20 protein-coding genes are annotated in these 22744 nt (G+C 70.7%); 13 read left to right on the top strand and 7 right to left on the bottom strand.

Annotation, left to right across the window (positions count from 1 at the left end; translation table 11 throughout):
• Positions 1–576 precede the first annotated feature (576 nt).
• From deoC to AB0395_RS20740, 4 genes are read left to right on the top strand one after another with little or no spacing between them, the layout of a single operon-like run.
• Entirely contained in the window at positions 577–1539 is a 963-nt protein-coding gene (gene deoC / locus AB0395_RS20755) for a deoxyribose-phosphate aldolase (protein WP_366282756.1), read from the top strand.
• A gap of 3 nt (positions 1540–1542) precedes the next feature.
• Complete coding sequence (locus tag AB0395_RS20750; protein ID WP_366282755.1) at positions 1543–2970, top strand: aldehyde dehydrogenase family protein; 1428 nt, start codon at positions 1543–1545, stop codon at positions 2968–2970.
• Positions 2963–3160 (top strand): hypothetical protein, encoded by a 198-nt coding sequence (locus tag AB0395_RS20745; RefSeq protein WP_366282753.1) that lies wholly within the window; start codon positions 2963–2965, stop codon positions 3158–3160. Before AB0395_RS20750 ends, AB0395_RS20745 begins: the two co-directional genes overlap by 8 nt.
• Positions 3153–4040 (top strand): aldehyde dehydrogenase family protein, encoded by an 888-nt coding sequence (locus AB0395_RS20740; RefSeq protein WP_366282752.1) that lies wholly within the window; start codon positions 3153–3155, stop codon positions 4038–4040. Before AB0395_RS20745 ends, AB0395_RS20740 begins: the two co-directional genes overlap by 8 nt.
• A 185-nt stretch (positions 4041–4225) precedes the next feature.
• Here the strand turns inward: AB0395_RS20740 and AB0395_RS20735 are convergent, their stop codons facing one another.
• Genes AB0395_RS20735 through AB0395_RS20725 form a run of 3 tightly spaced genes read right to left on the bottom strand, consistent with a single transcriptional unit; the run spans position 4226 to position 6805 of the window.
• On the bottom strand, positions 4226–5716 hold the full coding sequence (locus tag AB0395_RS20735) for an amidase family protein (RefSeq protein WP_366282750.1): 1491 nt from the start codon (positions 5714–5716) through the stop codon (positions 4226–4228).
• Positions 5717–5763: 47 nt separating this feature from the next.
• Positions 5764–5961, bottom strand: coding sequence for a hypothetical protein (locus tag AB0395_RS20730; protein ID WP_366282748.1), 198 nt, complete (start codon positions 5959–5961; stop codon positions 5764–5766).
• Positions 5954–6805, bottom strand: a complete 852-nt coding sequence (locus tag AB0395_RS20725; RefSeq protein ID WP_366282747.1) for an SPFH domain-containing protein — start codon at positions 6803–6805, stop codon at positions 5954–5956. The genes AB0395_RS20730 and AB0395_RS20725 overlap by 8 nt, the downstream gene beginning before the upstream one ends.
• A gap of 103 nt (positions 6806–6908) precedes the next feature.
• On the opposite strand from AB0395_RS20725, the gene AB0395_RS20720 reads away from it, so the two are divergent.
• Positions 6909–7652: a hypothetical protein gene (locus AB0395_RS20720; protein WP_366282746.1), complete on the top strand. Its 744-nt coding sequence runs from the start codon at positions 6909–6911 to the stop codon at positions 7650–7652.
• 13 nt (positions 7653–7665) lie between these two features.
• On the opposite strand, the gene AB0395_RS20715 is transcribed toward AB0395_RS20720, so the two are convergent.
• Positions 7666–10359, bottom strand: a complete 2694-nt coding sequence (locus tag AB0395_RS20715) for an ATP-dependent helicase C-terminal domain-containing protein (protein WP_366282744.1) — start codon at positions 10357–10359, stop codon at positions 7666–7668.
• A gap of 245 nt (positions 10360–10604) precedes the next feature.
• Between AB0395_RS20715 and AB0395_RS20710 the strand changes: the two genes are divergently transcribed.
• Positions 10605–10790, top strand: a complete 186-nt coding sequence (locus AB0395_RS20710) for a hypothetical protein (protein ID WP_366282742.1) — start codon at positions 10605–10607, stop codon at positions 10788–10790.
• Positions 10791–10919: 129 nt separating this feature from the next.
• Here AB0395_RS20710 and AB0395_RS20705 read toward each other — a convergent pair whose 3' ends face one another.
• On the bottom strand, positions 10920–11759 hold the full coding sequence (locus AB0395_RS20705) for an undecaprenyl-diphosphate phosphatase (protein ID WP_366282740.1): 840 nt from the start codon (positions 11757–11759) through the stop codon (positions 10920–10922).
• A gap of 148 nt (positions 11760–11907) precedes the next feature.
• On the opposite strand from AB0395_RS20705, the gene AB0395_RS20700 reads away from it, so the two are divergent.
• From AB0395_RS20700 to lipB, 5 genes are all read left to right on the top strand, one after another.
• The gene (locus AB0395_RS20700; protein WP_366282738.1) at positions 11908–12399 is read left to right on the top strand and encodes a SigE family RNA polymerase sigma factor; all 492 of its coding nucleotides are present in this window, start codon (positions 11908–11910) and stop codon (positions 12397–12399) included.
• Positions 12396–13577 (top strand): hypothetical protein, encoded by a 1182-nt coding sequence (locus AB0395_RS20695; protein WP_366282736.1) that lies wholly within the window; start codon positions 12396–12398, stop codon positions 13575–13577. The genes AB0395_RS20700 and AB0395_RS20695 overlap by 4 nt, the downstream gene beginning before the upstream one ends.
• 208 nt (positions 13578–13785) lie before the next feature.
• Positions 13786–14763 carry an alpha/beta hydrolase gene (locus AB0395_RS20690; protein ID WP_366282734.1) on the top strand — a complete coding sequence of 326 codons (978 nt, stop codon included), beginning with the start codon at positions 13786–13788 and terminating at the stop codon, positions 14761–14763.
• Between the two features lie 252 nt (positions 14764–15015).
• Positions 15016–15201 carry a PspC domain-containing protein gene (locus tag AB0395_RS20685; RefSeq protein ID WP_366282732.1) on the top strand — a complete coding sequence of 62 codons (186 nt, stop codon included), beginning with the start codon at positions 15016–15018 and terminating at the stop codon, positions 15199–15201.
• Between the two features lie 16 nt (positions 15202–15217).
• Complete coding sequence (lipB, locus tag AB0395_RS20680; RefSeq protein WP_366282731.1) at positions 15218–15856, top strand: lipoyl(octanoyl) transferase LipB; 639 nt, start codon at positions 15218–15220, stop codon at positions 15854–15856.
• Positions 15857–15945: 89 nt separating this feature from the next.
• Here lipB and AB0395_RS20675 read toward each other — a convergent pair whose 3' ends face one another.
• The gene (locus AB0395_RS20675; RefSeq protein WP_366282729.1) at positions 15946–17487 is read right to left on the bottom strand and encodes an amino acid permease; all 1542 of its coding nucleotides are present in this window, start codon (positions 17485–17487) and stop codon (positions 15946–15948) included.
• A complete protein-coding gene (locus AB0395_RS20670; protein ID WP_366282727.1) occupies positions 17441–18442 on the bottom strand; it encodes a phosphotransferase in 1002 nt (333 codons plus the stop codon). The genes AB0395_RS20675 and AB0395_RS20670 overlap by 47 nt, the downstream gene beginning before the upstream one ends.
• Before the next feature lie 76 nt (positions 18443–18518).
• On the opposite strand from AB0395_RS20670, the gene AB0395_RS20665 reads away from it, so the two are divergent.
• Both AB0395_RS20665 and AB0395_RS20660 read left to right on the top strand, forming a co-directional pair.
• Positions 18519–21089, top strand: coding sequence for an FAD-dependent oxidoreductase (locus tag AB0395_RS20665; RefSeq protein ID WP_366282725.1), 2571 nt, complete (start codon positions 18519–18521; stop codon positions 21087–21089).
• 309 nt (positions 21090–21398) lie between these two features.
• The coding region (locus AB0395_RS20660) for a heavy metal translocating P-type ATPase (protein WP_366282891.1) at positions 21399–22744 on the top strand (1346 nt) is incomplete at its 3' end.

Raw genomic sequence — 22744 nt, 5'->3', positions numbered from 1 at the left:
ATCTTGTTGGATCGTATATAGCTGCATTCGGGGATGAAGTGGGTGATTGAGGGATTTGGTGGTATAAAACGGCACGCTTGACCGTCGGGTGGGGACTGTGGAGAGCGGGTGGCCCCGGATGCCAAGAAGGGGCACTGAATGCCGAGAAGGGGCATACGGCGAAGATATGGAAAACGATGGGATTCTTCTGTGGCATTTCGGATGTCACGTTCTACATGGCCCGGTCGGCTGTGGCTCCTGAAGAAAATGCGGCTCCTGAAGAAAGAGGAGCCATCGGAAACGAACCCCGGAATCAGGCCGGGTGTCATCGCCGTCACGGCGGTGGTCGTCATGGGCGCGGCCGTGACGACCGGCGGCGCGGGTGCCGTCGATGGCCGGGTGGCCATCGGCACCCGGGGCTCGCCGGGCGCGTACTCCATGGCAGACCCCACCCGTCCCGGGATGAGCCGGGGGCGGGCGAAACCCCGCGGACCCCTGGCCGCTGTCGGCGAATGTTGACGAAAACCAGTGGCCGGACTGGGCAGGGTCCAGTTTGGAAGTAATCAGACCAGTCGGCATGCTGGAGAGGTGTCAACTATGACTGCTTCGCTCGCTGACGTGGCCTCGTCCAACGTCGCGTTGCGGAACTTCCTCCACGGCCTGCCCGGTGTCGACCGTGTGGGCGCCGACCAGCGAGCCGCGATGCTCGGCACCCGATCGATCAAGACCACGGCCAAGGCGTGGGCCATCGACCTGGCCATCCGCATGGTGGACCTGACGACGCTCGAAGGCGCGGACACGCCGGGCAAGGTTCGCGCGATGTGCGCCAAGGCGGTCCGTCCCGACCCGAACGATCCCTCCGTGCCGAAAGTGGCCGCCGTGTGCGTCTACCCCGACCTGGTCGCCCAGGCGGTGGGCGCGCTCGGCGGCTCCGGCGTGAAGGTCGCCAGTGTCGCGACCGCGTTCCCCAGCGGCCGGTCGTCCCTGGACGTCAAGGTCGCCGAGACCGCGTTCGCGGTCGCGGCCGGGGCCGACGAGATCGACATGGTGATCGACAGGGGGGCCTTCCTCTCCGGCGACTACCTCAAGGTCTTCGAGGAGATCGCCGCGGTCAAGGCCGCCTGCGACCGCGTGGGAGACGCGTCGCGGGGCGCCGCGCACCTGAAGGTGATCCTGGAGACCGGTGAGCTGGCGACCTACGACAACGTACGGCGCGCGTCCTGGCTGGCCATGCTGGCCGGGGCCGACTTCGTCAAGACCTCGACGGGCAAGGTGCAGCCCGCCGCGACCCTCCCGGTGACGCTGGTCATGCTGGAGGCGGTTCGCGACTTCCTGTCCGCGACGGGACGCAAGGTCGGGGTGAAGCCCGCGGGCGGCATCCGGACGACCAAGGACGCGATCAAGATGCTGGTCCTCGTCAACGAGACCGTCGGCGACGGCTGGCTGGACCCCGACTGGTTCCGCCTCGGCGCGTCCAGCGTGCTCAACGACCTGCTGATGCAGCGCCAGAAGATGGCGACCGGCAGGTACGCGGGCCCCGACTACTTCACCTTGGACTGATCGATGTTCGAATACGCACCGGCCCCCGAGTCCCGCGACGTCGTCGACATCAAGCCGTCCTACCAGCTGTTCATCGGCGGAGAGTGGGTCGACTCCGAGGGCGACAACCGCAACAAGACCATCAACCCCGCCTCTGAGGAGGTCCTGGCCGAGGTCGCCTGGGCCACGGAGGCGGACGTCGACAGGGCGGTCGGCGCCGCGAGGAAGGCGTTCGGCACCTGGTCGGCCATGCCCGGCTCCGAGCGGGCCAAGTACCTGTTCCGGATCGCCCGCATCATCCAGGAGCGCTCGCGCGAGCTGGCCGTGCTGGAGTCCCTGGACAACGGCAAGCCGATCCGCGAGTCCCGTGACGTCGACCTGCCGCTGGTCGCGGCGCACTTCTTCTACTACGCGGGCTGGGCCGACAAGCTGGGCTACGCGGGCTACGGCCCCGACCCCAGGCCGCTGGGCGTCGCGGGCCAGGTCATCCCGTGGAACTTCCCGCTGCTCATGCTGGCCTGGAAGATCGCCCCCGCGCTGGCCTGCGGCAACACCGTCGTCCTCAAGCCCGCGGAGACCACCCCGCTGACCGCGCTGCTGTTCGCGGAGATCTGCCGGCAGGCCGACCTCCCGCCTGGCGTGGTCAACATCGTGACCGGCGCGGGCGAGACCGGCGCCGCCCTGGTGAACCACCCCGGCGTCGACAAGGTCGCCTTCACCGGTTCGACCGAGGTCGGCCGCCTGATCGCCAGGTCCGTCGCGGGCTCCGGCAAGAAGGTCACCCTGGAGCTGGGCGGCAAGGCCGCCAACATCGTGTTCGACGACGCCGCGCTGGACCAGGCCGTCGAGGGCGTCGTCAACGGGATCTTCTTCAACCAGGGGCACGTCTGCTGCGCGGGCTCGCGGCTGCTGGTCCAGGAGTCGGTCGCCGACGAACTGCTCGGCGCGCTGAAGCGGCGCCTGGCCACGCTCCGCCTCGGCGACCCGCTGGACAAGAACACCGACATCGGCGCGATCAACTCCGCGGCGCAGCTCGCCAAGATCCGTGAGCTGTCCGACCTCGGGGAGGCGGAGGGCGCCGAGCGCTGGTCCCCGGTGTGCCCGCTGCCCGACCGGGGGTTCTGGTTCCCGCCGACGATCTTCACCGGGGTCGCGCAGTCGCACCGGATCGCCAGGGAGGAGGTCTTCGGCCCCGTGTTGTCCGTGCTGACCTTCCGCACTCCGGCGGAGGCGGTCGAGAAGGCCAACAACACCCCGTTCGGCCTGTCCGCGGGCGTGTGGACCGAGAAGGGGTCGCGCATCCTGTGGATGGCCGACAGGCTCCGTGCCGGGGTCGTGTGGGCCAACACCTTCAACAGGTTCGACCCGGCGTCGCCGTTCGGCGGCTACAAGGAGTCCGGGTACGGAAGAGAAGGCGGACGTCACGGTCTGGAGGCGTATCTCGATGTGTGACAACCGCGAGTCCAGGCGCCGCCCCCGCCGCGCCCAGGCCACCAGGGGCCACGGCTTCGCCCGCGCCGGTCGTCCGGTGCTGCGCGGCTGGTTCGCCCACCGGTGCGGGGTGAGCCGCTGCGGCCAGATCTTCGTGCCGGCCCGGCTGGCACAGCAGGAGAGCACGTGGAGAGGGCGGGGAGATGAGTAAGGCCGAGTCGGTACGGCTGGCCGTGCGCAAGACCTACAAGCTGTACATCGGCGGGGCGTTCCCGCGGTCGGAGAGCGGAAGGTCCTACGCCGTGACCTCCTCGAGGGGAGACTTCCTCGCCAACGCGTCCAAGGCCTCCCGCAAGGACGCCCGCGACGCGGTCTCCGCCGCGCGCAAGGCCTTCCCCGGCTGGTGGGGGGCGACGCCGTACAACCGGGGGCAGATCCTCTACCGGGTGGCCGAGATGCTGGAGGGCCGCAGGGCGCAGTTCATCGCCGAGCTGGCCGAAGCGGGCACCGGGAAGGCGGAGGCGGGCAGGGCCGTCGACGCGGCCGTCGACCGGCTGGTCTGGTACGCGGGCTGGTCGGACAAGATCGCCGCGGTGGCCGGGTCGGCCAACCCGGTGGCCGGGCCGTACTTCAACCTCTCCTCGCCGGAGCCGACGGGCGTCGTCGCGGTCGTCGCCCCCGACGATCCCCTGCTCGGGCTCGTCTCGGTGGTCGCCCCGGTGATCGTCACCGGCAACACCTGCGTCGTGGTGGCCAGTGAGCGGGCTCCGCTGCCCTCCATCACCCTGGCCGAGGTGTTCGCGACCTCCGACCTGCCGGGCGGCGTGGTCAACGTCCTCACCGGCTCGGTGGCGGAGATAGCTCCCTGGCTGGCGGCGCACATGGACGTCAACGCCCTCGACCTCACCGGCGTCACCGACGGGGACCTGGCGATCGCGTGCGAGGAGGCGGCCGCGGAGAACCTCAAGCGCGTCCTGCGCCCGGCGGGAAACCGCGGAACGGCCGGAGCCGACTGGTTCGCCGACCCCGGCACCAGGCGGCTGACGGCGTTCCTGGAGACCAAGACGGTCTGGCACCCGAACGGTCTCTGAGCCCGTCATGACCGGGCGGGCGGCCCGTCCCGCCCGGTCTCCGAGCCCGTTCCGCCCGGTCTCCGCGTCCGTCGTGGCTCACGGCGGCGGCCCGTCCCACCCGGGACGGGCCGCCTGCCCCGGTCCGTTTCGAGTGCGCGAAGAGTGCACGAAGAGTGCACAGCGATGGACGTCGAGCGAGCTTCTCAGGTGAGCGGGGCGTGGCGGAGCCAGGGATGGGCGGCCTCCAGTTGCAGGGCCAGGCCCAGCAGCAGGGACTCACCCCCCGGAGGGGCGACGAGCTGGACGCCGATCGGCATGCCTGTTGAGTGCCAGCCGTACGGGATGCTGACGGCGGGCCAGCCCGCCATGTTCCAGCTGCTGGTCGCGGGGGCGTACGTCACGTTGACGCGCGTGTTCTCCAGCAGCCCGCGGCGCCCCCAGCGCTCCGCGAGGGGAGGGGCGGCGGCCAGTGTCGGGGTGACGAGCACGTCGGCGTCGCCGAACCACTGGTCGGCCCCGCGGGCGCGCCAGCGCTCCCGGGGCGCCGAGCCGTCCATCCCGATCCTGGCGAGCAACCTGCCCGCCCTCGCCAGGGATCTGGTACGGCGTTCAAGCCTGCGCGGGTCGAGTCCCCGCACGTCCCGCAGGGCGCACGCGAACCAGGTGGCGATCGTGGCCCTGCCCAGCCAGCTCGGCAGCCGCGCCTCGTGCTCGACCACGGTGTGTCCCGCGGAGCCGAGGGTGTGGGCCGCCTCGACGACCGCCCGCTGGAACTCGGGATCGACCGTGAATCCCGGTGGCAGCGGCGAGCGGGCCATCGCGATCCGCAGCCCCGAGGGCTCTGCGGGAACCGGCCCGCCGGGACGGCCGCCGATGTCGCCGTCGGTCCAGAGCGGCACCGTCCCGCCCTCGCCGTCGGTCCAGAGTGATCCCGTCCCGCCCTCGCCGGAGGACCTCGGGGATGATGCGCCGGAGGGCGCCAGGGAGACGCCGGAGCGGGCCAGGGACATGTCGCCCGCCATCACCGCCAGGGCCAGGGCGAGATCGGTCACGGTCGTGGCCAGCGGGCCGTTCTCCGACATGCCGTACCAGTCCTGCTCGGGTGGCGGGATCACCTTCCGGCCAGGCTTGATCGTGACGATCCCGCAGCAGGCGGCGGGGATGCGCAGCGAGCCGAGCCCATCGGTGCCGTGGGCCAGCGGGACCATCCCGGCGGCCACCGCTGCCGCGCTGCCGCCCGACGACCCCCCGGGGGTGCGCTTCGGGTCCCACGGATTGCGGGTCACGGCGTAGACGCTGTCGCAGAACCCGGCCAGGGAGAGCTCCGGCACGTTGGTGATCCCGACGACCACCGCGCCCGCCGCCCTGAGCCTGGCCACCACCGGGTGGTCCTCGGCTGCGGCGGCGGACGACGTCGCCGCTGACCCGTTGCGCGCCGCCTCGCCCCTGATCGCGATGTTGTCCTTGATCGCCACGGGCACGCCCGCGAGCGGCAGCTCCGCCAGGTCCTCTCGCTCCTGTACGGCCCGCGCCTCGGCGAGCGCCCGCTCGGCGCGGACCCTGCGGAACGCCCCGATGCGCCCGTCACGTTCGGCGATCGCCTGAAGATGCTCCTCGACGACAGACGGCGCGGTGACCTCCCCTCGTCGCACGGCCTCCGCTATTTCGGCTGCGGACCTTCCCACCCACGACATGAACCGAGTGTCGTCCGGTGAATGCGCCAGGGGAAGCGTCTCACGTCTCAATCAGGTGACTTGTCCAGCTCGTCGGCGTTATCCCGCTCGGTTCGCCTGGGGTCGCGGCCCGCTCCCCTGAGTGCCAGGCGCAGCGCGTACTCCAGCTGGGCGTTGACACTCCGCAGATCGTCGGCCGCCCACTTGGCGATCGCCTCGTAGACGGTCTGATCCAGTCTGAGCAGGATCTTTTTCCGCTCAGGCATACAGACTGCCGGCGTTGACCACCGGCTGGGTCGCCCGGTCGCCGCACAGGACGACCAGGAGGTTGGACACCATCTGAGCCTTGCGCTCCTCGTCGAGCTCCACGACGCCCTCCTCGGCCAGCCGGGTCAGTGCCAGCTGGACCATACCAACAGCGCCCGCGACGATCTGGGTACGCGCCGCGACCACCTGGGTGGCCTGCTGGCGGACGAGCATCGCCTGGGCGATCTCGGGAGCGTACGCGAGGTGGGTGATGCGCGCCTCCAGCACCTCGACCCCCGCGAGCTCGGTGCGGTCGCTCAGCTCGGTGGTGAGCTCGGCGGCGACCTCGGTGCCGTCGCGCAGGCTGGTGCGGTTCTCCTCGTGAGCGTCGTAAGGGTGGCTGGTGGCCAGGTGCCGTACGGCGGCCTCCGACTGGATCGCGATGTACTCCTCGTAGTCGTCCACGGCGAACGCGGCCTTCGCCGTGTCGGTCACCCGGTAGACGACGACGGCGGCGATCTCGACGGGGTTGCCGTCCGCGTCGTTCACCTTGAGCTTGGCCGTCTCGAAGTTACGGACCCGCAGGGTGATCCGCCGCTTGCTGGTGAACGGGAGCACCCACTGGAAACCCGCTTCGTTCACCGATCCGACGTAGCGGCCGAGGAACTGCACGACCTTCCCCTCGTTCGGGTTGATCACCACGAGGCCGGTGCTCACGATGATCGCGATCACCCCCCACACGGCCGCGGCCACGGCGAGAGCCCCGACATTGACCGCCAGCGCCGCCGCGGCCAGGACCCCGCCGAGAACCAGCAACCCGACCAGAACGGCGAAACCGTTGACCCGGAAGGCACGTCGTTCCATGTGCTCCACCTTTGCTATCGAAGTGATATCACTACGATAGCTCCTGTTCGAGGGCATGTGAACCACAAGCCACCCCCAAGCGCCCGTCGGCACACTCGGGGACATGTGGTTCCTCGATCGCACGGCTCGGCAGCTACGCCTCAACCCCGCCCTGCTCACCCATCGCCCGACCGACCCCGACAGGCTGGAGACCCTGCTCCGCCTGTACGACCCCGGCCTGACCGTCTCCGGGGACCGGTTCACCGCGCGGGGTACCAGGCTGCGTCTCGCCGAGGTCACCGAGGATCAGGCCACGCTGGCACGAGTCCCCGCGGGCAGGCGCGGAGCGGTCATCGCCTGCGGCGGCGGGCGAGCCGCGAGCCGCTACCTCCTGGCGGGCCTGGCCGCCCGTCTCGGCGGCACCCTGTATCCGCCGGGGGAGTACGACGACGCCTGCGCCTACGTTGACCTTGAGGTCCGTCTGGACGGCCACCTCCGCGTCGGCTGCGAGAGGGTCGCCGAGCTGGTATGTCCCATCCTCGGCGAGCGGACCGTCGACCACGACCACGACCTGCGCGTCTGCCGCATCGAGGGCAGGAAGGGCGACCCCATCCTCGTCACCTACGAGTACCCGAACCACCCTCCGCGCCGCCCAGGGCGCCTGTCCCCCGGCGGGCCCGCGCATGACTCGGGCCACGTGGTCGGCCTGGAGATCGAGGCACGTGATCCGCACCGCTCCGACATGGAGATCCTCTACCGGGCGGCCCTTGCGGTCTCCTCCGCAACCGGCGGCGGCATCTACTCGATGGACTTCCCGGTCATCCGTTTCGAGGACGTCGTTCCCGTGGGGGACCGCCTGGTGTGGTGACGGCCGGGCCCGCTCAGCGGCGGGGATTGGTACGGCGGGTGGCCACGGCGGACAGCGGATCCTCCGGCCAGGGATGCCTGGGGTAACGGCCGCGCAGTTCCGCCCTGACCGAGCGGTAGCCGTCACCGCGCCAGAAGGAGGCCAGGTCGGCGGTGACCGCGGCGGGACGCCCCGCGGGGGAGAGCAGGTGGATCACCAGCGGCACCCCCGCGACGCGCGGTGTCTCATCCCAGCCGAACAGCTCCTGGAGCTTGGCGGCCAGGATCGGCTGCTCACCGGAGTAGTCGACCCTGATCCGTGACCCGCTCGGCACCTCGATCCGCTCGGGAGCGGTGTCCTCGAGACGCGCGCTCCAGGGCACCAGGCGGCCGAGCGCCGAGGCCACGTCGAGGCGTTCCAGGTCGGCCCTGCGGCGGGCACGGGACAGCTCGGGCTCCAGCCACAGGTCGGCCGCGTCGGCCAGGGCCGCGTCGTCGACGGCGGGCCAGGGGTCACCGAGCGTGCGGTGGCAGAAGGCCAGACGCTCGCGCAGGGCGACGGCCTCGGACGTCCACCGCAGGATCGACGGGCCCTCGGTGCGCAGGCCGTACAGGAGGGCGGGCCTGACGTCGGCGTCGCGCAACGGGGCAGAGGACAGCTCGATGGCGCCGAGGCGCTCGACGCGGCGGGCCGAGACGTCGCCGCGCCGCTCACCCGGCGGGACCCGCCATCCGATCTCCTCCGCGGAGCCGTACAGGGGGGCCGCGGCGAACCTGGCGATCTCCTCATCGATCACCACGGCCTGCCTGACACGGGCCGCCGCCGACCCGGCGGGCCGGTCCGCGACCGCGACCGCGAGCCATTCCGCACTCCCCAGCCGCGACCCAGGCGGTAGCTCGGCCGCCGTTCCCGACGCCATCAGATAGGAGCCGCCCCGCCGCCTGGCCACCCGCTCCGGGTAGGCCAGTGCCACGACCAGCCCGGCCACCGCGTCGTCGCCTGGCTTCTGCGGCATGGTCACCGTGCCCTCGCCTGGCTTCTGCGGCACGGTAACCGCGCCCTCGCCTGGCTGTGGCGGTTCGGTCGCGGTGGCCTCGGCAGGGCGTGAGTTCGCGGCGGAGCCGGACCGGGGAGGCCGCTCCCGCCGGGCCACGGCCAGGGCCAGGCGTTTCGCCTCCTGACGCCAGCGGGCGGCGAACCCGTCGCCGCCCCGGCGGGCCGCGCGCCAGACCGCGACCAGGTCGTCGTCCGCGTCTCGGGGAAGTTGCTCGGACAGCAGCGCGACCACCTCGGCCGCCCCGGCCCCGACGTCGAGCAGGGCCCGGGCAAGGCGAGGGTGGACCCCTGCCTCCGCCATCCGGCGGCCTCTGGCCGTGACCCGGCCCTCGGGCGCGTCCAGGGCGCCCAGGGCGTGCAGGGTCCGTCGGGCGGCGTCCAGCGCGGTGGGCGGGGGCGGGTCGAGCAGAGCCAGCCCGGTGGCGGCGGGGTCGCCCCAGCAGGCCGCCTGGAGGGCGAAGCCGGTCAGGTCGGCGAGGGCGATCTCGGGCTGGGCGTGCTCGGGAAGCCTGTCGTGCTCGGCCTGGGACCAGCACCGGTAGACCAGGCCCGGCGCCTCACGCCCCGCCCGGCCCGCGCGCTGGGTGGCGGAGGCCCTGGACACCCGGACCGTGGTCAGCGAGCCGAGCCCCCTGGCGTGATCGGTGCGGGGTTCGCGGGCGAGACCGGAGTCGACCACGATCCGGACGCCGGGAACGGTCAGGCTCGACTCGGCGACCGAGGTGGCGAGCACGACCCGCCTGCGCGTGCCCGGTGACAGCACGGCGTCCTGGACACGGGCCGGGGCCTGGCCGTGCACCTGGAGCACCTCGACGCCCCGGACCTCCCCGGCACCGTGGACCTCCCCGGTATCGCGGACCTTCCCGGTATCGCGGACCTTCCCGGCGGCCTGGAGCGCCGCGGCCACCCTGCCGATCTCGCCGACCCCCGGCAGGAAGCACAGCACGTCCCCCTCTTGCTCGCCCAGCGCACGCCGTACGACGTCGGCCACGTGGGACAGGAACGCGGGATCAACCCGCAGGCCGCGCGGGGGCGTCACCGGCCTGGGCGGGGGCGCCCAGACGGGGGTGACGGGGTGGGCGGTACCGGAGGCGTGCACGATCGGCGCCGCCGTCTCCGAGCCGAGCAGTCCCGCCAGGGCGGCGGCGTCCGCCGTCGCGGAGGCCGCGACGAGCCGCAGGTCGGGGCGGAGGGTTGAGCGGACGTCGAGGAGAAAGGCCAGGGCGGTGTCGGCGTCCAGATGACGTTCGTGGCACTCGTCCAGCAGCACCACGTCCACGCCCTCGAGTTCGGGATCGCGCTGGAGCCGCTGCAGGAGCACTCCCGTGGTGACGACCTCGACGACCGTCTTCGCGCCGGCCCGGCGCTCGCCGCGCACCGAGAACCCGACCTCCGCGCCGACCTCGGACTCCAGCAGCCACGCCATCCGCCGCGCCGCGGCCCGCACCGCCATGCGGCGGGGTTCGGCCACGACCACCCGCCTCGGCGGCGGGGCGCCGCCCGGCCCGGCCTGCGCGAGGTCGCCGATCAGCCCGGCCAGCGCGAGCGGGACGAGCGTGGTCTTGCCGGTGCCCGGCGGCGCGGTGAGCACGGCGACGCCCCGCTCGTCCAGGGCCGCGAACAGTTCGGGCAGGACGTGGCGGACGGGAAGGCCGGACCAGTCTGAACGCACCAGGCCAGTCTCTCCGACCTGGGCCGTCCGCGGGACGGCGGCAGGCCCGTCTGCCGCGATTACTCAAATACCATTTTCCTAAAAAAATGCATATTTGGCATTTTGTTGATCACGACAGAATGCTTTTCCTATCCGAATTCGAGTCCGATGTGACTCGTAGGCCATATGCATTTCTTTTGTGTCGTGAAATACATGGGTTGGGCCGCGTTCGGTGAGAGTCAGTTGGCAGAAAGGCAGTGATCAGCATGAGCGAAGCGCAGAATGTCAGCAAGGGAAGCCTTGCGGCAGCCCCCAAGATCTGGCGGCAGACCGTTCAGGCCAATCCGGCGGCCGCCGTCGCGTTCGTCAACAGCGCTCCGGCCCAGGTGGCGGGAGAGGCCGTCTTCTCCAACCGTGCCGACGGTAAGGTCGACGTCTACTACTTCCTCTAGGCCGCGAATTCATGTGAAGGCACGCCGGGTCGGATCGGCCGGAACATAGCCGACGAGACTCAGAACGGCCTGCCTCAAACGAACAGGGCCACCCCCGTCGGGGGTGGCCCTGCTCTCGTCGGGAGCCTTTCAGGCCAGGGGCTTGAGGACGTCGAGGCTCACCAGGGCGATGATGGCGATGCCGAGGACGATCCGGTAGATCACGAAGCCGGTGAACCTGTGCGTGCTGATGTACTTCAGGAACCACGCGACCGCCGCGTAGCCGACGACGAACGAGATCACGGTGGCCAGGATCGTCGGGCCCCAGGCGGGGCTCGCACCGTCGCCGATCTTGAACAGCTCCAGCAGGCCCGCGCCGAGCACCGCCGGGATGGCCAGCAGGAAGGAGTACTTCGCCGCTTCCTCCCTGCGGTAGTCGAGCAGCAGGCCCGCGCTGACCGTGCCGCCGGAGCGGGAGACGCCGGGGATGAGGGCGAGCGACTGGGCGAAGCCGTAGATCAGGGCGTGCGGGAAGCTGAGGTGCCGCTCCAGGGTCAGTTTGTTGCGGGCCGTACGGTCGGCGAACCAGAGGATCGCTCCAAAGACGATGAGCGTGGTGCCGATCAGGCGCAGGTCGCGGAAGACGGTCTCGATGCTGTCCTTGAACAGCAGGCCGAGCACCACGATCGGCAGGGTGCCGACGATGATGTACCAGCCCATCCTGGCGGCGTGGTGCGCGCGCAGGGCGGGTGTCCACAGCGCCCTGACCCAGGTGGAGATGATCTCCCAGATCTCCTTGCGGAAGTAGATGACCACCGCGGCCTCGGTGCCGATCTGGATCACCGCGGTGAACGCGGCTCCCGGATCGGACCAGCCGAACAGTGCTGATACGACCCTGATGTGGGCGCTGGAGGAGATCGGCAGAAACTCTGTCAATCCCTGAACGAGCCCGAGGACCACCGCTTCGAACCAGCCGATCAACTTGGGCACCTTCCGTCCCAGCGCGTATGCGTGACGTAGGCGAGGCTAGCGGAGCCGGGGGGCTTACGTGACCCGGTCATTCGGTTGAGATCGGCTGTCATCCGGATGCCGGGCCCGAGCGGTAGTCATCCTCGAAGGCGTAACGCTGGAGGCAAGAATGACTGAGTTCGTGGAGTACGTCGCGCAGCGTAACGAACGGCTGCGAAGAACGGCGTATCTCCTCACCAGGGACTGGGCGGTCGCCGAGGACCTGGTGCAGACGGCGCTGGCCAAGGCGTGGCTGGCCTGGCGCAGGATCGACGGCGATCCCGACCCGTACGTCTACCGGATCATCGCGAACACGCACGCCTCGTGGTGGCGGCGGCGCTGGCGGGGAGAGGTCCCGACGGCGGAGCTGCCCGAGCGGGCGGTCGCGCGGGACTTCACCCGCGACCTCGGGGAGAGGGACGCGCTCTGGACGGCGATCGGCGCGCTGTCGAACCGTCAGCGCGCGGTGGTCGTCCTGCACTACTTCGAGGAGATGACCCTGACCCAGGTCGCCGACGTGCTCGGCTGCTCGGTCGGGGCGGTCAAGAGCCAGCTCGGCAGGGCGCTGACCCGGTTACGGGTCGACCAGGGTGTTCAGACGATGACGGGAGCGGAGCGATGAGCCACACCGAGCACGACCTGAGGGAACTGCTCGCCGCGCGGAGCGAGGGCGGCGGCCGCGGGGGCGCCGCGGGCCTCGACGGCATCCTCGCGCGGGGACGGAGGATCAGGCGCGGGCGCCGGTGGGCGGCGGCGGGGACGCTGGCCGCCGCGCTCGCGGTCCTGGCCGTGCTGACGCCGTCCCTGCTGGCCGGCCTGCCTGGGGGAAAGGGACGTCAGGCCAATATCGCGGCCAGTGTGGGCGAGAAAGGGAGCCCGGGGGAGAATAAGGAGGGGGTACGGCTGGCGGGCGCGCGCTCGGAGAGCACGGGCAAGGTGGAGCGGCTCTCGTTCACGCCCAGGAGCGGCAGGACCTTCTATCGGGTGAACTGCGCGGCGGGCTGGGCGTTCGTGCGCCTGGGCGACCAGGTGGACGGCGGACAGTGCGGGGCGGACGACACCCAGTGGACCATGAGCGGCTCCCTCGGCGAGGCGAGGGAGGGTGTCCCCGTCACGGTTGAGGCGTTCACCGTGCCCGCCTCCCAGGTGTCGCAGGACATCAGGGATCGAAGCGACGGCGCTCTCTCCTCCGGGGACTTCGACCGGGTGCTCGCGGACGCCACGCCGGGTGCGGGCCTGTGGGAGATCGCGGTCCACGACGGGTACGTCCTCACCTCGTCCTGCTCCCCGGACATCTGCCTGGACGGCACGACGTTCGCCGCGCGGGGCGAGCGGAACCTCGCGGGAGTGCCCAACGGTCACCAGGTAGAGGGGCACCGCTACACCGAGATCAACAAGAGGTTCGCCCTCAAGGTCGAGGTCAAGGACGGGGCACGGGTGTATGTCAGGTGCGCGGGCGAGGACCTGCACGCCTTCATCTGGGCCGGAAAGGCCGACAGGAGCGGAGTCCTCGCCAAGTCGCTGCCGTGCGGGGCCAAGCCCGCCCTGTGGGAGTTCAGCAGCTCCGGAGGCGGACCGACCGAGATCACGGTCGCTGTGGTACGGCGCGACCGGCTGCCCGGCGGGACCGACTTCACCTCCGACCTGCAGGCCGCCTCGAAGAACGCCAACCGGCTCCTGGGCACCCTCAGGCCCGAGGCGGGGAACTGGGAGGTCTCCGTCCAGCAGCGGGACGAGCCCGAGGCGAAGGTGCACGTCTCCGAGGGGCCTGACGGGCGGAGGTACACCTTCGACGACTGATCTCCCCCTCGGGGTGGGCGGGCGCGCGGCCGGGGGTGTTCCACGGAGGTCTTCGACGTTCTCCCGGCCGTGCCGCGGCCTTCCGACCATGAAACCGACAGGAAATCGTATATGGTTAGGGGTCCGAATTCGAAGGGCCGAACCGGCAATTTAGGCTGTCCGAAACGGGCGACTGTGCCCGCCGTTTCATGATGACCGAGGTCCCCCCATGACGACTGTTTCCCCCGTCCCCTTCGACCCCGAGCTCGGGGAGATGCTCGCCGCGATGAGCGGTGACAACCCGCCGCCGCCGCCGCTGAGCGCGGAGACGCTGTCCGCCGCGCGCGCGGGCGGCGAGGCCATGGCCCAGCCTCCCGCGGTGGTCATCGGTGACCGGCCCGTCGAGTTCGAGGAGCGCACGATCCCGGGCCGGCAGGGAGCCCCCGATCTGGCCGTCACCATCCTGCGGCCGAAGGAGCGAGTCCAGGGCGCTCCCGGCCTGTACAACATGCACGGCGGCGGCCTGGTCATGGGCAACCGGCACATGGACACCCCCCGCCTGGTCGACATGATCGTCGAGTTCGGCTTCGTCGTGGTCAACGTGGAGTACCGCCTCGCCCCGGAGAACCCGGGAACCGGCCCCGCGGAGGACTGCTACGCCGGTCTGCTCTGGATGGCCGACCACGCCGAGGAACTGGGCTACGACCCGGACCGCCTGATCGTCATGGGCGGCAGCGCGGGCGGCAACCTGGCCGCCGCGATGTCGCTGATGGCCCGCGACCGCAAGGGCCCCAAGCTGGCCGGACAGCTCCTGCTGGTCCCCATGCTGGACGACCGCAACGAGGCCGTCTCGACCTACCAGTACGACGGGATCGGCACCTGGGACAGGGCCGCCAACCTCTTCGCCTGGAAGTCGGTGCTCGGCGACACGGTTGGCGGCCCCGACGTCTCGCCGTACGCCGCGCCCGCGCGGGCCACCGACCTGTCCGGCCTGCCTCCGGCGTACATCGAGCTGGGCTCGGCGGAGCTGTTCCGTGACGAGTCCGTCGAGTACGCCAACCGCATCTGGGCCACGGGCGGCGAGGCCGAGCTCCACGTGTGGAGCGGTGGCTTCCACGGCTTCGAGATGTACTTCCCGGAGAGCAGGCTGGGCGTCTACGCCCTTGAGACCCGCCGTACCTGGGTACGCAGGATTCTCGGCCAGTAGGGCCGGTAGGAGAGGTCCCACGCGAGCGGGGACGCACGTCCGCCCGCTGGTCGCGACCGGCCATGTGGCCGGTCGACGTCGGTCGCGACCAGCGGATCCACCCGTGACCGCCTCTGGTCGCGGGGTGCCCGGGACAGGACGTCCCGGCATCGGTGTGAACCCTGTCAGGGTTTTCTCAGGGTCTCCTCGGGAACGAGAGGTTTTCCGCCCTTCGTTGAACCGGGTGAACAACAACGACCCAGGGAGCGACAAGTGCACCGTTCGAGAAACCACAAGATCCTCGCCGGCGTCTGCGGCGGCATCGCGGAGAGCCTCGGCTGGTCGCCCACGGTCGTCCGTGTGCTGTGGCTGCTGCTCTCCCTCCTGCCGGGACCAATGTGGGTCGCCTACATCCTGATGTGGATCTTCATCCCCCAGGCTCCGTCCGTCCGCTACTGACAACTACTCTGGGGGCATGAGGGAACGGCCGCTGGAACTGGTGCAGGACGACCTGGTCGACTACGAGAAGGCGATGGAGCGGATGACCGACCTGGTCGGTCAGCGGCAGCGCGACGAGCGCCCCGACACGCTCTGGCTGCTCAGTCATCCGCAGGTCTACACCGCCGGAAGGCGCACCCTGCAGCAGCACCTGCCCGATCCCTCCCACGGCATTCCGATCGTAAGCACGGGCCGGGGCGGGCAGCTCACCTACCACGGACCCGGCCAGCTGGTCGGCTATCTGATCGTCAAGCTCGACGAGACCGAGGGGATCGTCGACTACGTCCGCGAGGTCGAGCTCAGGCTGGTGCGCGCGCTCGGCACGCTCGGCGTCCAGGCGGAGCGCCGTGACACCCCGCAGGGCTCCGCGCTGCTGACCGGCGTGTGGACGACGCGGACGGGCCGGAAGATCGTCTCGATCGGCATGCGGCAGAGCCGCGGCGTCACCAGCCACGGGTTCGCCCTCAACGTCGACGGCGACCTGACCCCGTGGGGCTGGGCGGTTGCCTGCGGCATGCCCGACGTCGACATGACCTCGGTGGACAGGGAGGCCCCGGCCACCGGAACCATGGACCGGGTCAGGGCCGCTGTCGCGGAGGCCTTCGAGGCGCGCTGACCTGCCGACCCCCGCCCCGGGCCCTGAGTCCGAGGCGGGGTCCGCGGCTGTCCGGCCGCCGCTGTCCGGGCGCCGCTGTCCCGGGCCGGTCAGCCGACCGGCTCCGGCTGGTCCTCGCCGACCTCGTCCACCGTACGGCGCGGCCCGGTGAACCAGTGCCGGGCCGACAGCGCCCACCACAGGCCGATGCCGAGCACCATCACACCGACCACGATGGGCGCGTAGTTCACCGCGGTCCAGGTGAAGTCCTTGCTGAACGGCACCGCCGCGGGGACCAGCGGCATGATGAAGTAGATCGACACGATGACGATCTCAATGATCGCGATCCAGCACATGACCTTGTACTTCGAGCCCAGGGTCCACGGGCCCGGCTCGAACCGGTCGCCCATCCGCAGCCTGAGCCAGATCGGGATCGCGAAGGCGATGTAGAGGCCGATGACCGCGACCGAGACCACCGCGTAGAACGCCAGCGGGAGGCCGCCGGGGGCCTGGTAGAGGGCGGGAAGGGTCAGGATGAGCGCGGCGACGCAGCCGAAGATGATCGCGTTGACCGGCGTCCGGTTGACGTCGACCTTGGACCACAGACGCCAGCCGGGGACGGCGCCGTCCCTGGAGAAGGCGTAGGTCATCCGGGACATCGACGTCACGCAGCTCATGCCGCAGAAGAACTGGCCGATGGTGGAGATCGCGAAGATCGCCGTGGCCAGGTTGCCGGGGAGCGCGGTGTCGAAGATGGCGCCGACGAAGCCGCCCGCCTTGTTGACCGCGTCCACGTCGGTCGCCGCGAACAGGAAGGCGAGAAGCAGGATCCAGCCGCCGATCGCCGAGTAGAAGATCGACTGCCACAGTCCCCTGGCGGCGGCGGTCGAGGCGCCCTGCGTCTCCTCGGACACGTGCGCGCAGGCGTCGAAGCCGGTGATCGTGTACTGGGTCAGCAGGAAGCCGAGCGGGAGCACGTAGAACCAGTACGAGGAGTCGGAGAACCCGGAGTTGTTGATCGTCTCGGTGAAGACGAACGACATCGACTGGTGCGAGTCGGGGCCGAAGACCAGGATGAGCACCACCACCGCCGCGCCGAACACGTGCCACCACACCGAGACGTTCTGCAGGATCGCGATCAGCCGGTGGCTGAAGATGTTGATCAGGGCGTGCAGCACGAGGATCACCGCGAACAACAGGAACGCGTTGGTGAGGTTGGGATCCCAGCCGGTGAAGAACCGGCTGAGGGTGATGTTCATGAACGTCGCGCAGCCGTAGTCGACCGAGGCGGTCACCGCGATCAGCCCGATGAGGTTGAACCACCCGGTGAACCAGCCGTGGACCGGCCTGCCCATCTTGGCGGCCCACCAGTAGATGCCGCCCGCCGTCGGATAGGCGGAGACAAGCTCGGACATGCACAGACCGATGATCAGGATGAAGATCGAGATCAGCGGCCAGCCCCACGAGATGGCGATCGGACCGCCGTTGTTCCACGCCTGGCCGAAGGTGGTGAAGCAGCCGGCGAGGATGGAGATGATCGAGAAGGAGATGGCGAAGTTGGAGAAGCCGCTCCAGGTGCGGGACAGCTCCTGCTTGTATCCGAGTTCAGCGAGTCTCTTCGCGTCCTCGTCCTGCGGGGCTGGCTTGGTCATTCAAGCCTCCTTGCGTCTTGCGTGTGTTGCGGGGGGTGAAGGATCCGGGGTGTGAGCCCCGGACGTCATCGACGAGCCGCCCGAACCCCGGGTCGTCCAGGTCTCGTACGGCTCGCGCGAACTTGCCCGCGGCCTCGGCCTCGTAGTCGAAGTCGGCCGCGGCGGCCTGGTCCCTGAGCAGCCCGTGGTGCACGGCGAACCAGAGGGTCCAGGTCAGGTTGGACATGATCAGGTTGAGGCTGACCCTGGCGGTCAGCCGGGGGGTGTCCTCGCCGAAGTAGGCGCGGGCCAGCGCGCGGGTCAGATCGGGGTCGTACTCCGCCTCGGCGGCGATGTCGCCCAGCTCGAAGGCCGGGTCGTTGTTCCCGGAGAGCTGGTAGTCCACGATCCTGACCTCGGCGCCGCAGCGGATGAGGTTGGCGGGCAGCAGGTCGTTGTGGCAGGGCACGGTGGGCAGCGGGTCCGCGGCCAGAGCGTGTTCGATCTCCGACGCGGCTTCCAGCAGGTTCTCGTAGCCGTCGGGTGTGCGCAGTTCGTGGGTACGGCACACCTCGAGGAAGCGTTCGAGCTTGCGGAAGATGGAGAAGTCGTTGACGAACCGGGGTCCCGAGTGCAGCCTGCGGCAGGCTGCCGCGATCGGCCCGGGGAGCGCGCGCACGGCGTCCGCGTCCAGGGTTGTGCCGTCCAGATACTCCAGCAGCAGGGCGCCGGGCATCCGCCGCAGGACGCGCGGGCCGACCCCGGTCTCGGCCGCCAGCACCGTGTTGGCGATCTCCAGGTCGAGGGGGATGCCGAGCCCGGCCGCCGAGACCCGGGGGTCGAGCACCCGCAGCAGCCAGCGCTGCCCGTCGGCCGCGTCCAGGCGGGCGATCCGGTGACTCAGACCGCCCTTGATCGGCGTCTCGGTGACGGGCTGTCCTGCCCACTTTCGGACATCTGCGAGAGCATCTGGCATGCCGAACTCCTTTGGCCTACCTTCATACCATTGATCTGATTTCGCGGACAGAGTCGTTACAGAGGGGTTGCCGACCGTGGAACTTCCCGACTCCGCAAGGGCCGTCGTGATCGGCGGCGGGGTGGCCGGATGCAGCGTCGCCTACCATCTGGCCAGACTCGGCTGGACCGAGATCGTCCTCGTCGAGCAGCACGAGCTGACGGAGGGGACCACCTGGCACTCGGCCGGTTTCGTCGGGCAGCTCCGCTCGACGGTCACCCAGACCAAGATGATCATGTATTCGGCCGGGCTCTATCCCGAGCTGGCCGAACTGACCGGGATGGACCCGGGCTGGCACGGGGTCGGAGGTCTTCGCCTGGCGACCACGCGGGAACGGGTCGAGGAGTCACTGCGCCTCGCGGGCGCGGGGGAGACCTACGGCCTGGACCTCTCCGTCGTCTCCGGCGCCGAGGCGGGGGAGATGCTCCCGCTGCTCGACGTGCGCGACGTGCGTGCCGCGCTCTGGCTGCCGGGCGACGGCTGGCTCGACCCCGCGCTGCTGGCCAGGGCGCTGGCCGCGGGGGCGGAGAAGCTGGGGGTGCGGATCCTCACCGGCACCCGGGTGACGGGGATCGAGGTGGTCGGCGGCGAGGTCTCCGGCGTCCGCCTGGCGTCACGCGCCGAGCCGGGCGCGGTCCTGGGGACAGTCAGCGCGGCCACGGCCACGGCTATGGAGGCAGGCGCAGGCGTGGGCGCGGAGGTCGGCGCGGGCGCCGGTCCGGTCTGGGAGGAGTGGTCGCTCCGGGCGGACACCGTGGTCATCGCGGCGGGAGCCGCCAGCGGGCGGGTCGGGCGGCTGGCCGGGGTGGACATCCCGATCGTGCCGATCAAGCACCAGTACGTCGTGACCGAGCCCTTCGGGGTCTCCTCCGCCGCGCCCACGGTCCGCGACCCGGACAACATCGTCTACTTCAGGGAGGAGGGCGGCGGGATCCTGGTCGGCGGCTACATCCGGACTCCGGAGGTCTGGGACACCGAACGGCCGCTGGCTGAGCCCCGGACGCTGTTCTCCCCTGATATGCCGAAATTTCAGGAATCGTGGGAGTCGGCGGGGCGGCGGGTGCCCGCGCTGGGCCGTACCTCGATCGTGAAGGTCGTCCACGGGCCGGAGGCCTTCACCCCGGACGGGGAGTTCCTGCTGGGGGAGACCACGGTCAGGGGGGTGTGGGCGGCGGCCGGGTTCTGCGTCCACGGCCTGGCCGCGGCGGGCGGCGTCGGCAAGGTCATGGCCGAGTGGATCGTGGACGGCTCGCCGGAGTACGACGTGTTCGGCATGGACCTGCGCAGGTTCGGGGCTCACGCGCGGTCCGCCCGGTGGGCGCGGGCCAAGGCACTGGACTCCTACTCCAAGTACTACGACATCGTCTACCCCGGGGAGGAACGCACCGCCGCCCGGCCGCTGCGCCGCTCTCCCGCCTGGGTACGGCACGCGGAGCTGGGCGCGGTGTTCGGCGAGAAGGCGGGCTGGGAGCGAGTCAACTGGTTCGAGTCCAACGCGACTCATGCAGAACCCGGTCAGGCGGGGCCGGGGCGTCCCGTGGGCTGGGCGGGACGAGTCTGGTCCTCGGCGATCCGTGAGGAGTGCCTGGCCACCCGGGACGCCGCGGGCCTGTTCGACCAGACCTCGTTCTCGAAGCTCGAAGTCTCAGGCCCCCAGGCGCTGGCGGGGTTGCAATGGCTGTGCGCGGGGCAGCTCGATCGACCCCCCGGCTCGATCGTCTACACCCAGCTTCTCAACGGGCGTGGCGGCATCGAGGCCGACCTGACCGTCACCCGCCTGTCCGAGGACCGCTTCCGCCTGGTCACCGGCACCGCCTTCGGTGTCCACGACGCGGCCTGGCTGCGCGGTCACGGCCTCGACGTGCGGGACGTCACCTCGGCCAACGCCTGCTACTGCCTGTGGGGACCCAGAGCGCTGGACATCCTCGGATCGCTCTCCGACGACGACCTGACCTTCGGATACATGAAGGCCAGGGAGATCACCGTGGGGAACGTCCCCGTGCTGGCCCAGCGGGTGACGTTCGTCGGCGAGTTCGGCTGGGAGCTCTATTGCCCCTCCGAGTACGGGCTCACGCTGTGGGACGCGCTCGTGGAGGCGGGCACGCCGTACGGCATGCGCCCGGCGGGCTATCGCGCGATCGACTCGATGCGCCTGGAGAAGGGCTATCGGGTGTGGGGCCTGGACATCACCCCGGAGACCACCCCCGTCGAGGCGGGCCTGGGCTTCGCGGTGGCCGGGGACAAGGACTTCCTCGGCAGGTCCGCGCTCGAGTCGGCCAGGTCCTCCCGTCCCGGCTCGCCCGGCCAGGGGGACGAGGGGGTGGACGCGTCCGCCACGCGGCTGCGCTGCCTCGTGCTCGACGACCCCGGCCAGGTCTGCCTCGGCGGCGAGCCGGTCCGTCTCGGCGGCGCGCCCGCCTCCCGGGTGACCAGCGGCGGGTACGGCCACCGCGTCGACCTCTCGATCGCCTACGCCTACCTGCCGGAGGAAACCGCTCCCGGCGACCGCGTCGAGGTCGGCGTCACCGGCACATGGGTCGGCGCGGCCGTCGCCGCGGAACCTCTCTACGACCCGGCCGCTGAGCGGGTCAGGCGCCTGCCTGGCTGACCTTCACCGAACCGACTCCCAGGGGAGGGCGGATTCCGGCGGGGAGATCGCGTCGAGTCTCCTCGCCCCGGACTTCATCGACTTCCTCGGTGACCTGTGGGTCCTCGTCACCGCCACCCACCCGGTCGTCATCGCCGTCGCCGCCCGCGTCGTTCCGGTGACGGGCATGGCGGGCGCCTTTCCACCGGGCTGCAGGCAGCGCGTTGGCGTGACGCGCCGGATCGTCGCCCAGGGGGTCCCGATTACCCCCTGCGGCGACGGGCCGCGCAGGATGGTGAGGACAAGCTACGAGGAGTGAGCGTGACGTCCATGACCACCACGGGGCGGGCGGCGGTCGACGGCGAGATCGAGCTCGCCATCGGCGGCATGACCTGCGCGTCCTGCGCCAACCGCATCGAGCGCAAGCTGAACAGGCTCGACGGCGTGACCGCGACGGTCAACTACGCCACCGAGAGGGCGAAGATCTCCTTCAACGGGAACGTCAGTCCGCAGGACCTCGTCGCGGAGGTGGAGAAGGCGGGCTACACCGCGGAACTGCCCGCCGAGGAGGAGACACGCGAGGAGGAGGACGATCTCGCCTCGCTCAGGCGGCGTCTGGTCGTCTCGGTCGTGCTGTCGGTGCCGGTCATCGCGATGGCGATGATCCCGGTGCTGCAGTTCGACAACTGGCAGTGGCTCTCCCTCGCGCTGACCACGCCGGTCGTGACCTACGCGGGCTGGCCCTTCCACCGGGCGGCCTGGACCAACCTGCGCCACGGCGCCGCCACCATGGACACCCTCGTCTCTCTGGGCACGCTCGCCGCCTTCGGCTGGTCGCTCTGGGCGCTGTTCTTCGGTACGGCGGGCGCCCCCGACCTGCGGCACGGTTTCGAGCACGCCCTCACCGGGGGCGACGGCACGGGAAACGTCTACTTCGAGGCCGCCTCCGGGGTGACCGCGTTCATCCTGGCGGGCCGCTACTTCGAGGCCCGGTCAAAGCGCAGGGCCGGCGCGGCGCTGCGGGCCCTGCTGTCGATGGGGGCCAAGGAGGTCACGCTGGCCTCGGGCAGGCTCATCCCGGTGGAAAGGCTCAGGGCCGGTGACCTGTTCGTGGTGCGGCCGGGTGAGAAGATCGCGACCGACGGAGTGGTCGAGGAGGGCTCCTCGGCCGTGGACGCCTCGATGCTGACCGGCGAGTCCGTGCCCGTCGAGGTACGGCCCGGCGACACCGTGACCGGCGCGACCGTCAACGCCGGAGGCCGCCTGGTGGTCCGCGCCACCCGCGTCGGAGCCGACACCCAGCTCGCCCAGATGGCCCGCCTGGTCGAAGACGCCCAGACCGGCAAGGCTCAGGTGCAGCGGCTGGCCGACCGGATCTCCGGGATCTTCGTGCCCATCGTGATCGCGCTGGCCCTGGCCACGCTCGGCTTCTGGCTGGGCGTCGGAGGCGGGGCCGAGGCGGCCTTCACCGCGGCGGTGGCGGTGCTGATCATCGCCTGCCCGTGCGCGCTGGGCCTGGCCACCCCGACCGCGCTGCTGGTCGGCACCGGCAGGGGCGCCCAGCTCGGCATCCTGATCAAGGGCCCCGAGGTGCTGGAGTCCACCCGCGCCGTCGACACCGTGGTGCTGGACAAGACCGGCACCGTCACCGAGGGCCGGATGACCCTGGTGGAGGT

This window comes from Streptosporangium sp. NPDC051023 (genome assembly GCF_040689595.1).
Taxonomy (GTDB): Bacteria; Actinomycetota; Actinomycetes; order Streptosporangiales; family Streptosporangiaceae; genus Streptosporangium.
The sequence above is the reverse complement of the archived record's forward strand: the minus strand, read 5'-3'. Positions and strand labels throughout refer to the sequence as shown.

What these genes read in the sequence shown, in the direction of transcription:
- AB0395_RS20675 (WP_366282729.1), bottom strand. Translation starts at nt 17,487, where the DNA reads ATGACCAAGCCAGCCCCGCAGGACGAGGACGCGAAGAGACTCGCTGAA.
- deoC (WP_366282756.1), top strand. Translation starts at nt 577, where the DNA reads ATGACTGCTTCGCTCGCTGACGTGGCCTCGTCCAACGTCGCGTTGCGG.
- AB0395_RS20740 (WP_366282752.1), top strand. Translation starts at nt 3,153, where the DNA reads ATGAGTAAGGCCGAGTCGGTACGGCTGGCCGTGCGCAAGACCTACAAG.
- AB0395_RS20720 (WP_366282746.1), top strand. Translation starts at nt 6,909, where the DNA reads ATGTGGTTCCTCGATCGCACGGCTCGGCAGCTACGCCTCAACCCCGCC.
- AB0395_RS20725 (WP_366282747.1), bottom strand. Translation starts at nt 6,805, where the DNA reads ATGGAACGACGTGCCTTCCGGGTCAACGGTTTCGCCGTTCTGGTCGGG.
- AB0395_RS20710 (WP_366282742.1), top strand. Translation starts at nt 10,605, where the DNA reads ATGAGCGAAGCGCAGAATGTCAGCAAGGGAAGCCTTGCGGCAGCCCCC.
- AB0395_RS20695 (WP_366282736.1), top strand. Translation starts at nt 12,396, where the DNA reads ATGAGCCACACCGAGCACGACCTGAGGGAACTGCTCGCCGCGCGGAGC.
- AB0395_RS20745 (WP_366282753.1), top strand. Translation starts at nt 2,963, where the DNA reads ATGTGTGACAACCGCGAGTCCAGGCGCCGCCCCCGCCGCGCCCAGGCC.
- AB0395_RS20735 (WP_366282750.1), bottom strand. Translation starts at nt 5,716, where the DNA reads ATGTCGTGGGTGGGAAGGTCCGCAGCCGAAATAGCGGAGGCCGTGCGA.
- AB0395_RS20670 (WP_366282727.1), bottom strand. Translation starts at nt 18,442, where the DNA reads ATGCCAGATGCTCTCGCAGATGTCCGAAAGTGGGCAGGACAGCCCGTC.
- AB0395_RS20700 (WP_366282738.1), top strand. Translation starts at nt 11,908, where the DNA reads ATGACTGAGTTCGTGGAGTACGTCGCGCAGCGTAACGAACGGCTGCGA.
- AB0395_RS20750 (WP_366282755.1), top strand. Translation starts at nt 1,543, where the DNA reads ATGTTCGAATACGCACCGGCCCCCGAGTCCCGCGACGTCGTCGACATC.
- AB0395_RS20730 (WP_366282748.1), bottom strand. Translation starts at nt 5,961, where the DNA reads ATGCCTGAGCGGAAAAAGATCCTGCTCAGACTGGATCAGACCGTCTAC.
- lipB (WP_366282731.1), top strand. Translation starts at nt 15,218, where the DNA reads ATGAGGGAACGGCCGCTGGAACTGGTGCAGGACGACCTGGTCGACTAC.
- AB0395_RS20690 (WP_366282734.1), top strand. Translation starts at nt 13,786, where the DNA reads ATGACGACTGTTTCCCCCGTCCCCTTCGACCCCGAGCTCGGGGAGATG.